The organism is Vibrio sp. OPT41, from assembly GCF_015163595.1.
In the GTDB taxonomy this organism is placed as follows: Bacteria; Pseudomonadota; Gammaproteobacteria; order Enterobacterales; family Vibrionaceae; genus Vibrio; species Vibrio alginolyticus.
Map to the genome: position 1 here is coordinate 374,156 of NZ_JADDYH010000016.1, position 7,476 is coordinate 381,631.

Below are 7,476 nucleotides of genomic sequence, written 5' to 3' on the forward strand. Positions count from 1 at the left end.
GAATCCATTTAAAAAGCCGCTTGCTGTACAAGCGGCTTTTTACTGTCTGGCATTTGGCTGACTTTTCGTAGCGGTATCATGAAAATGGGGTCTTTTGGGGCTAGTGAAACCCCTTCTAAACTTTTGACTTGGTCCAAACTTTCTAGTTGTTTGTATATTATGTAGTAGCGATTAATGCTTGTGACGTACCCAACCGTTGAGCTTAAACTTTTCCGCATAACGACTTCCACGTTATTAAACCAAACATTAGGATCGTAACCTTGTTGGGCTGCACGCTTACGAATACGCTCTACATTGCCGGGGCCCGCATTGTAAGCCGCCAATGTAAAGTAGAGTTTATTTTGTGCAGTAATATCAGGATCACTGAAGTACTGCTTACGCAAAAAAGCTAAGTATTTCACTCCAGCATGAATGTTGTTTTCTAATTGTCGAACATTTTTGATATTGATATTCGGATCTTGAGCGGTGCTGGGTAGGACTTGCATTATGCCAACTGCACCTCGGCTTCCAACTAGGTCGTTATTAAATCCTGATTCCTTGTAAGCGATTGCAGCGATCAGTAAATAGTCGATATCGTATTTCTCACCATAGCGTGAAAATAGCGCCGCGAGTTTTTCTAGTTGAGCAATTTTCTTAGGGTTAAGAGCTCTGTTCAACCATCCCGTGTTATCGATGTATTTACCGTAAATAACGTTACCGAGTAGTGTCCCAGAGCGAGACTTCTGGATGAACTTATTCACGACGGCTTTTAATTTGGGACTATTTTCTCGCATTGCCCAAGCAATTTTGCCATTTTTGCGGATAGGGATTTTTTTATGCACCCGAATATCATCCATCACTTTCAGCCAAAGCTTGGCTTTATGGCTATCGAGAACAATGGCTCTGACGTAACCATTGTTGAGCATTCCGACCAGCTCATAATCTTGAAGTGTTTCTTCAATAAAGTGCACGATAACAGGCGGTAAGCCTTTTTTGTTTAGTTTCTTATTTAGTGTCTGAATGCTTTCAAAGTAGCTAGAGCTGGCGCGCACCCAAATCTCTTTGCCGCTCAGTTGTTCGATTTTCGTCATCGTTGGTGTGCTTTTGTTTGTCACTACCCACTCATGAATGTCAGTGAGAATGGGTGAACTGAACTCCACTTTCTGTTTGCGCGTGTCGGTAATAGTCAGGTTGGCGACAACTAAGTCACCTGAACCGTTTTCTAAAGCTGGCAGTAGCTGGTCGCGGGCAACAGGAATAATTTGTACGTTAAGTTTTGGTTTGAGTTTACGAAGGTCTTTTTCGAAATGCGCCAGCAATTCCGCGCCTATGCCTTTTGGTGTGCCGCCCTCAATGTAGTAAAAGCCTAAATCAGCAGAAACTAAGACGCGCAGTACATTCTTCTCCTTGATGACATCGAGGTCTCCGGTATAAGGAGGCTGTTTGAGCGGCGAGATTTGCAGTGCGCAAACGGAAGTAGACAATAGGAGCAGCATAACTGCGCAAAGCTTAGATATCGTCACGTTCACATCCTTTTTATAAAGGGGGGAGGAGAACTTTAAGCATATGTGGAGCTAGGAAGATCATCAAGAAAGGGCTGAATACACTATTGAGAGTAATAAAAAACCGCCACGGTAAAAACGGTGGCGGTTCAGTTTAAAGCAAGTTCAATTACTTCACAGGGTTGAGCTCTATAAGCTTTTCAGTTCTTGCTACGGCGTCTTCCAAACCAAGTTGCTTGTAGGCCTCTAGCTGGATAGTCAGTGACTTACGTGCAGCTTCTGTGTCTGGATACGCTTTTTGTAGCTCTTGGCTGCGATTAATAGCAGCGACCCAAGCTTCACGGCGAAGGTAGAAGTCAGCAGTCGCTAAATCATAGTTCGCTAGACGGTTTTTCAGCGCAACCATACGTTTTTGTGAATCTTCTGCATATGGGCTATTCGGGTAGCGTTGAAGTAGTTTTTTGAAGTCATCAAACGCTTTTTTTACCGGTTCAGGATCGCGATCGCTTCGATCTACGCTGAATAAATCATGCATAAAGTTACGATCTTGCGCCATGTGGCTTAGACCTCGCATGTACAGCACCCAATCCATCTTTTCATGGGTTGGGTTTAAACGCATAAAGCGAGAAATGGTTGCCAAGCCCAAAGCAAGGTCGTCGTTTTTGTAGTACGCATAGATTAGGTCAAGCTGCACCTGTTCAGAGTAGGCACCGAATGGGTAACGTGAGTCTAATGCTTCCAGTTTCTCAATTGCAGAAAGCCAATTACCACTTTGAAGAGAAATCTGTGCGTCTGCATACAGTTCCGAAGGCGGCACATCAGGAACGATTTCTTCTTTGCTTGCACATCCAAACAGAAGGGATACCGCTAAAAGGCCTGTTAAAGTCTGACGTTTCATATCAGGAGTCTGTTCCTTGAATCTAAATATTTCTTAAGCTGCCGTTACTTTCTTTCCAGTAACAGATACAATGACGTAATAGTCTATTTTTTCACAGTCGTGAGCATTAGTCTCACAGTTTTTAAAAAAGTTCGATATGGCTCAGCAGATTGTATTAACAAATACCGTAAAAGATAGCCAGTTAGGTCAACGTTTAGACCAAGCTATCGCCGAATTATTCGCGGACTTCTCTCGCTCGCGCCTAAAAGAGTGGCTGCTTGATGGGAAAGTTCAAGTTGATGGTGAAGTTGTCACTAAACCTCGTACCAAAGTAATGGGTGGCGAGGAAATTACATTGCAAGCCGAGTTAGAAGATGAAGAACGCTGGGAAGCGCAAGATATCCCGCTAGATATCGTCTATGAAGATGAAGATATTATCGTTATCAACAAACCTCGTGACTTTGTGGTTCATCCGGGCGCTGGTACGCCTGATGGCACTGTACTTAATGCGTTGTTGCATCATTACCCTGATATTGCAGAAGTACCTCGTGCAGGTATCGTGCACCGTTTGGATAAAGACACAACGGGTTTGATGGTGGTGGCGAAAACTGTTCCTGCACAAACTCGTCTGGTTCGCGCACTGCAAAAACGTAATATTACTCGTGAGTACGAAGCGATCGCTATTGGTCGTATGACTGCGGGCGGTAAAGTGGATCAACCGATTGGTCGTCACTCTACTAAGCGCACGCTTATGGCGGTAGCACCAATGGGCAAACCAGCAGTAACGCACTACCGTGTTGCTGAACGCTTCCGCGAACACACGCGTATTCGCTTGCGTCTAGAAACGGGTCGTACGCACCAGATTCGTGTGCACATGTCTTACCTTCAGCATCCGTTGCTCGGTGATATTGCATATGGTGGACGTGCTCGCATCCCGACAGGTGCGTCTGAAGAGCTAACGGCAATGATCCGGGGTTTCGATCGCCAAGCATTGCACGCAGTAATGCTGCGCTTTGAGCACCCAATTACGGGCGAAGTTCTTGAGTTTCATGCTCCAGTGCCTGATGACATGGTTGTGATGACTGAAGCGCTTCGTCAAGATACAGAAGAGCACGGCTTACCGGAAGAGTTCTAATATGAAGAGAATCATCCCGAATTGGCCAGCGCCTAAAAATGTCAAAGCTTTCGCCTCAACACGCATAGGCGGATTTTCGACAGGCCCTTACCAAGGGCTAAATTTAGGTGCTCACGTTGGGGATGATTTGTCTTTAGTAGAGAAGAACCGAGCTTGGTTGGCGCAACAGGCAAGCATGCCAAATGCGCCAATCTGGTTAAACCAAACGCATTCAACCGTTGTGGCTCAAGCAAATGAACCAACAACACAGGTGCTTGATGCGGATGGTGTATTTACTTCTTCAAGCCATGTTATTTGTTCAGCGATGACCGCCGATTGTTTACCTGTATTATTGACTAATACACAAGGTACGCAAGTAGCCGCTGTTCACGCAGGTTGGCGCGGCTTAGCAAATGGCATTGTCGAAAATGCGTTAGCGTTGTTTTCTGGTGAAGTGATAGCGTGGCTTGGCCCCGCCATTGGCCCTCAAGCCTTCGAAGTGGGTGAAGATGTTCTGCAAGCTTTTGTTGATTTTGATTCACAGGCGAATCAAGCATTTGCTCCACTCGATATCGACGGTAAATGGTTTGCTGACATGTCGGTGCTGGCAACGCAACGTCTAAACCGGGCTGGTGTGACACAAGTGTTTGATTCTGGACTTTGTACTTACCAAGATAAAGCCTCTTTTTACTCTTATCGCCGTGATGGTAAGACTGGTCGACAAGCAACCTTTATTTGGATCGAAGACTAGCTATAAGCACCAAAGTGCTAAGATGCATACTACTATTTTTGCAAAGCTATCTTTATTCATTCACTCCCTTGAAATTCCCCACCCGAGTATCCATCTTTCTAACTGTCAAAAGAATTTCCTTTAGTTGAGGTTAGGAAGGTAGATATGCGTCTTGATCGATTCACAAGTAAGTTTCAAATCGCTATCTCTGATGCTCAATCACTAGCGTTAGGGCGCGATCATCAATATATCGAGCCAGTTCACCTCATGGTGGCTTTGCTTGATCAAAATGGCAGTCCAATTCGTCCATTGCTTACTATGCTGGATGTGGACGTAACGCATTTACGCTCTAAATTGAGTGAAATGTTAGATCGATTACCAAAAGTCAGTGGCATCGGTGGGGATGTTCAGCTCTCTAGCTCGATGGGCACATTGTTTAACCTGTGTGACAAAGTGGCGCAAAAGCGTCAAGACTCCTATATCTCGTCTGAAGTCTTCCTGCTTGCCGCTTTAGAAGATCGCGGACCATTGGGGCAATTGCTCAAAGAGATCGGCTTAACAGAGCAAAAAGTCAGCCAGGCAATCGAAAAGATCAGAGGTGGTCAAAAGGTCAATGATCCGAATGCAGAAGAGCTTCGTCAAGCATTGGAAAAGTTCACCATAGACCTTACCGAACGTGCAGAGCAAGGTAAATTGGATCCGGTTATCGGCCGTGATGATGAAATCCGTCGTACTATCCAGGTATTGCAGCGTCGTACTAAAAACAACCCTGTGATTATCGGTGAACCAGGCGTAGGTAAGACAGCAATTGTTGAAGGCTTAGCGCAGCGCATAGTTAACAATGAAGTACCTGAAGGTCTGCGTGGTCGCCGTGTGCTATCACTGGATATGGGCGCACTGGTTGCTGGCGCGAAATACCGTGGGGAATTTGAAGAGCGTTTAAAATCAGTATTGAATGAACTTGCTAAAGAAGAAGGCAACGTCATCCTCTTCATTGATGAACTACACACTATGGTCGGTGCTGGTAAAGGTGAAGGCTCAATGGATGCGGGCAACATGCTAAAACCGGCATTAGCTCGTGGTGAGCTGCACTGTGTTGGCGCAACAACATTGGATGAATATCGTCAGTACATCGAAAAAGATGCAGCATTAGAACGTCGTTTCCAAAAAGTGCTGGTGGATGAGCCGACCGTTGAGGATACCGTGGCGATTTTACGTGGCTTGAAGGAGCGTTATGAGCTTCATCATCACGTCGAAATTACTGACCCAGCGATTGTTGCTGCGGCGAGCTTGTCACATCGCTATGTCTCCGACCGTCAGTTGCCGGATAAAGCGATCGACTTAATCGACGAAGCGGCTTCAAGCATTCGTTTACAAATTGACTCTAAGCCGGAGTCCTTGGATAAGCTTGAGCGTAAAATCATCCAACTCAAAATTGAGCAGCAAGCACTAAGTAACGAGCACGATGAAGCGAGTGAAAAGCGTTTGAAAGCGCTTAATGAAGAACTCAATGAAAAAGAACGTGAGTACGCTGAACTAGAAGAGGTTTGGAATACAGAAAAAGCAGCTCTTTCTGGCACTCAACATATTAAGTCTGAGCTTGAACAAGCTCGTATGGACATGGAGTTTGCTCGCCGTGCTGGCGATCTAAACCGTATGTCGGAGCTTCAATATGGTCGTATTCCTGAACTTGAGAAGCAGTTAGATCTTGCAACCCAAGCTGAAATGCAGGAAATGACGCTATTGCGTAATAAAGTAACCGACAACGAGATTGCAGAAGTACTTTCTAAGCAAACCGGCATTCCGGTATCCAAGATGCTAGAAGCGGAAAAAGAGAAACTACTTCGTATGGAAGACGTGCTGCATAATCGTGTGGTAGGGCAAAGCGAAGCGGTCTCTGTTGTATCGAATGCCATTCGTCGTAGTCGAGCTGGGCTTTCTGATCCAAACCGACCAATTGGCTCCTTCTTATTTTTAGGTCCAACTGGTGTGGGCAAAACAGAGCTTTGTAAGACACTTGCGAGCTTTATGTTCGACAGTGAAGATGCGATGGTCCGTATCGATATGTCTGAGTTCATGGAGAAACACTCAGTGGCAAGGTTGGTTGGTGCACCTCCAGGCTATGTCGGATATGAAGAGGGTGGTTACTTAACTGAAGCGGTTCGTCGCAAGCCGTATTCGGTAATTTTGTTAGACGAAGTAGAGAAAGCGCATCCGGATGTATTTAACATTCTGCTGCAAGTTCTCGATGATGGGCGTTTAACGGATGGTCAAGGTCGTACTGTTGACTTCCGTAATACGGTTGTGATCATGACATCTAACTTGGGTTCATCTCGTATCCAAGAGAATTTCGCAACATTAGACTATCAAGGTATCAAGAGTGAAGTGATGGATGTGGTTAGCAAACACTTCCGCCCAGAGTTCTTGAACCGTGTTGACGAAATCGTGGTGTTCCATCCACTTGGTCAAGAACACATTAAGTCCATTGCTTCTATTCAATTGGAACGTTTGGCGAAACGACTAGAGGAGAAAGGCTATCAACTAGAAGTTTCCGACAAAGCGCTCGATTTGATCGCTCAAGTTGGTTTCGATCCTGTGTATGGTGCGCGTCCTTTAAAACGTGCAATTCAGCAGAATGTCGAGAACCCGTTAGCCAAATCAATTCTTTCTGGTGAAATCGTTCCAGACAAGACAGTGCAGCTAATTGTTACTAATGACCAAATTTGTGCTCATCAATAATTGTATGGATACAGTAAAATTGAGATAAAAATCACACTAAAGGGGCCGTTTGGCCCCTTTTCTATAGTTTTTTAGAGTCTTTTGTCTGTTTTCTATACGAATAAACTAAAAAGGTGAGTTTTTTTAAAAAATGCACTTGTGTTCTTTAATGAACTCCCTATAATGCGCCTCCGTTGTCACGGGAAAGCAAGTGAAGCGGAACCTAAACAACTACGGTTAGTGAGTTAAAATTAACTCGCAGATAAATAACTTAAAAAAGTGTTTGACACGATAAGTTATCTAGCTAAAATAGCCGTCCACTTTGAAGAGAACTTCGAAGTGTGCTCTTTAAAAATATAGACCTATCAATCTGTGTGGGCACTCGTTGATGATAATCCAATTAGAAGCTTAGGCTTCAAATTAGGTTTCAATGATACGAAGTGACCATTGAATCTTCGGATTCAGCACAGTCAATTCAAACATTACTTATGTAATGTTCAGTATTCATTGAGCCGAACAAAATCTTAAATTGAAGAGTTTGATCATGGCTCAGATT

5 protein-coding genes are annotated in these 7,476 nt (G+C 44.6%); 3 read left to right on the forward strand and 2 right to left on the reverse strand.

Annotated elements, in window-relative coordinates:
- Positions 1–8: 8 nt before the first annotated feature.
- Positions 9–1,502 carry a lytic transglycosylase F gene (locus IQP38_RS10495; RefSeq protein WP_309474429.1) on the reverse strand — a complete coding sequence of 498 codons (1,494 nt, stop codon included), beginning with the start codon at positions 1,500–1,502 and terminating at the stop codon, positions 9–11.
- A gap of 148 nt (positions 1,503–1,650) precedes the next feature.
- A complete protein-coding gene (gene bamD / locus IQP38_RS10500; protein ID WP_005381876.1) occupies positions 1,651–2,379 on the reverse strand; it encodes an outer membrane protein assembly factor BamD in 729 nt (242 codons plus the stop codon).
- Between the two features lie 136 nt (positions 2,380–2,515).
- Here bamD and rluD point away from each other — a divergent pair, with 136 nt between their 5' ends.
- The 3 genes from rluD (at position 2,516) to clpB (ending at position 6,941) form a co-directional block, all read left to right on the forward strand.
- Positions 2,516–3,493 (forward strand): 23S rRNA pseudouridine(1911/1915/1917) synthase RluD, encoded by a 978-nt coding sequence (gene rluD / locus IQP38_RS10505; protein WP_005381875.1) that lies wholly within the window; start codon positions 2,516–2,518, stop codon positions 3,491–3,493.
- A gap of 1 nt (position 3,494) precedes the next feature.
- Positions 3,495–4,223 carry a peptidoglycan editing factor PgeF gene (gene pgeF, locus IQP38_RS10510; RefSeq protein WP_193837559.1) on the forward strand — a complete coding sequence of 243 codons (729 nt, stop codon included), beginning with the start codon at positions 3,495–3,497 and terminating at the stop codon, positions 4,221–4,223.
- A gap of 144 nt (positions 4,224–4,367) precedes the next feature.
- Positions 4,368–6,941 (forward strand): ATP-dependent chaperone ClpB, encoded by a 2,574-nt coding sequence (gene clpB, locus IQP38_RS10515; protein ID WP_005381873.1) that lies wholly within the window; start codon positions 4,368–4,370, stop codon positions 6,939–6,941.
- The last annotated feature ends 535 nt before the right edge of the window (positions 6,942–7,476 follow it).